This is a genomic window from Acinetobacter sp. GN11 (genome assembly GCF_054823985.1).
This window is the reverse complement of record NZ_JRVL01000282.1, coordinates 1-2998: the sequence shown is the minus strand read 5'-3', so window position 1 is coordinate 2998 and position 2998 is coordinate 1. Positions and strand designations below refer to the sequence as shown.

4 protein-coding genes are annotated in these 2998 nt (G+C 33.6%); 1 reads left to right on the top strand and 3 read right to left on the bottom strand.

Annotated features, from left to right (window positions below; genetic code table 11):
• Positions 1-1110 (bottom strand): OmpW/AlkL family protein (locus tag NL42_RS18105; protein WP_461313806.1); only part of this gene is annotated, 1110 nt, incomplete at its 3' end.
• Positions 1111-1492: 382 nt separating this feature from the next.
• On the opposite strand from NL42_RS18105, the gene NL42_RS18100 reads away from it, so the two are divergent.
• Entirely contained in the window at positions 1493-1999 is a 507-nt protein-coding gene (locus NL42_RS18100) for a GNAT family N-acetyltransferase (protein WP_461313805.1), read from the top strand.
• A gap of 93 nt (positions 2000-2092) precedes the next feature.
• On the opposite strand, the gene NL42_RS18095 is transcribed toward NL42_RS18100, so the two are convergent.
• Together NL42_RS18095 and NL42_RS18090 are read right to left on the bottom strand one after the other, a co-directional pair.
• Entirely contained in the window at positions 2093-2455 is a 363-nt protein-coding gene (locus NL42_RS18095) for a NirD/YgiW/YdeI family stress tolerance protein (RefSeq protein ID WP_461313804.1), read from the bottom strand.
• Positions 2456-2703: 248 nt separating this feature from the next.
• A complete protein-coding gene (locus NL42_RS18090) occupies positions 2704-2991 on the bottom strand; it encodes a hypothetical protein (protein WP_016137792.1) in 288 nt (95 codons plus the stop codon).
• Between the last annotated feature and the right edge of the window lie 7 nt (positions 2992-2998).

The window sequence follows — 2998 nt, the reverse complement described above, 5'->3', positions numbered from 1 at the left end:
GAATCGATAACCTACCCCTAAATAGGTAATCAGTGGGTCAATATCAACTTTTGTTGTGGCATGTATTAAGCGAGTTCCCGTATTTTCATTGACGACATCAATTTGTGCATTATTACTTAACTTTGCATAAGACACAGAAGCAACCGTATACCACGAATCATTAAAATCATAGGTAAAACCAGCAGTAAAAATAGGCGCTATCGCATCATCTGCATCAACATTAACGACCATTTTTCCGCTTGATTCTTTTCGGTCTAAAGCTGCTCCAGCTTTGCCATCCAACACGTTTTGGATCATATGGCCTGCGGACACTAAATCATAACGAATTCCATCGTTAAGTTTAATATCATTAAAATGGGCATACATTAAACCTGCTCCAATATAGGGTCTAAACTTATTTACCCCACTTTTACCAAACTGATATTGTGCTTCTATGGTTGGCGTCCATGCTCGAATAGATGCAGCTTTAGATTTATTTCCTAAGTTAGTAATCGGGATTGCTTGACCTAAGGTAATTCCATTTGGGAAAAGATACTTCACCAAATCATTAGGAGACATTGCGACTCCACTTAACGGTGCTAAGATTTCGCCTTTCCCTTTAATATCAACTTTAGGTGGAATTCCGCCAATAAATTGTAAAGACACATGATCATTTAGATAATAGTTGAAGGTTAATCCCAGCGTATCTGCATCATCGACCTCAAGACCTGCATCATTTTGTTGCCAGTTTTCTATTCCTTTAACCGTCGCAATACCGGAAACTTCAGATTTAATATTTCCGTTCTCATCAAGCATAATCTCTCGCATATACTCATCTTTTAACGCTAGCTCTAGAAACTCCTTTTGATTAAAGACCTCTCCTCCTAAGTCGACTTCGGTGGCATTAGGATCAACCGAATTTAAAAAGCTTGTTGTTGAAATAGTACCGACTTTAGCAGCAGTTCCATTCTTAACAGCAGTATTAATATTAAATGGATTAGCTTTACCCTGTGGCATTACATGTAGCCAACCAGCAGAGACAGAAAATCTTTTAAATTCCTGCGCATAACTCATGCTTGTGATTACAGATAATGAACTTAATATTGCTATTTTTATTACTCTTTTTTTCATTTTTATTCCATCCTAGAAATATATTGCTGATTTTGCAATATAGATATGGAATATAGCCAAGTTGCCTTTTTTATCAATCAGTATAATTTTTAAACAAAATTAATTTAGATAAATCTATCAATTTATCTCACTAATTACATGAAATAGTTATCTAATTTTTCTGACGAACGGCAAAAATAAAACTAACAATAATTTAACGATTGGTAAAATAACCAAATAAGATTAGGCTTGTATGGGCTAGCTATCGTTATTGAGTTATTTAAATTAGAATCTAGCTAGATATTTAATTTTCTTTATAGATATTTCAATAAAAACCAACGAAGGGAGCGTATCTAAAGAAGTTACCTCGTATAGCTAATCAATAAATCTGGAAGAATTTTTAATGAATATTATTATTCGTGATGAGCAAGTTGAAGATATTGAAGCCATCGAAAACCTAACTAAAGTAGCTTTTCAAAATGCTGAGCACACGAGTCATACCGAACATTTTATTATTAATAGTTTAAGAAACCACGGTCAACTCACCATTTCTCTAGTGGCAGTTGAAAATAGCTCTATTATTGGGCATGTTGCTATTTCTCCAGTTCAAATCAGTTCAGGGGAAATGGGTTGGTATGGTTTGGGCCCTATTTCCGTTCATCCAGATAAACAAGGGCTGGGTATTGGTTCCCTTCTGATGAATAAATCACTAGAAAAATTAAAAAACTTAGGTGCAAAAGGATGTGTTTTATTAGGTGATCCCAACTATTACAGCCGCTTTAGTTTTAAAAACTATCCTGAGCTAATTTTACCTAATGTACCAAGTGAGTATTTCCAAGCCTTAAGCTTCTCAGGGAATATTGCTAAAGGCTATGTAAGTTATCATGAGGCATTTAATGCAACGCAATAATAAAAAGTTATCGTCTTTCAAAAGAAAACTCCTAAAAATAGGAGTTTTCTTTTTTTGTTTGCTTTGAACAATATTGATATAAATAATCTAGTTTTATTTAACACGTTCAATCTTAAAAACTTCAATATCGGTAGGCTTAACTCGATGTGTATCTACCTCTCCTACTACACGCACTTTATCTCCAGCTTTAAGTTGTAGAGGCTTCCACAAGTCATCATCAACATCAATTACAATCGAACCCGTAGCATCTTTAAACTCAAAATGGTCACCAGCAATATACTTTACAATCGTACCCGTCAAAGTTACTCCAGATTCATCAGCCAAAGTTTTTGCTTTAGAGACTGTGACTACATTTTTTGTCGCTTCTTTTATTAATGTGGCATCGGGTTTAGCCAATACCGCATTACTACCCAATAAAGTACATCCAGTGAGTGCTACTAAGAATATTTTTTTCATTACGATGACCTACTTTTAATGTTCTTAGTTATATAAACAAATTCTTTTAAAGTTATAGATTTAGCTTTTGTGATTTTTTGTATCTTATAAGAGAGTTTCTTTAATCATGTCATGTAGAAACACCAAAGAATTTCTTTAGGTTCTCTTTTCCAACAACCATTTTATAGCCTTTAGTTTTGTCATGAATTTACTTAAGAAAGCGTGTTTCTTAAGTAAATTAAACTCAGCATTAAAATATCACTTAATTGTTAAGCAACAAGTTGTCCTAAATTCAATAAAAGATTTATGGCTTCTGTCTCATCCTCTGTTTGCCCAACAATCATTCTGTCATATGAAATTCCACCAATCTCAATATAAATTTTTGGATGAGGAAGCTGAGGGATATAAACTTTGAGCGGTTGATAAAGAGCAAGAAGATAACCAAATGAATCATAAGGATAATGATCATTTTTTAATGTCTTCTTTATCACCATGTAAGTGTTCAAAATATCTAGAATAAAACCATATTCATTTTCAGAATGAAATTTAGCGTCCATACTTACC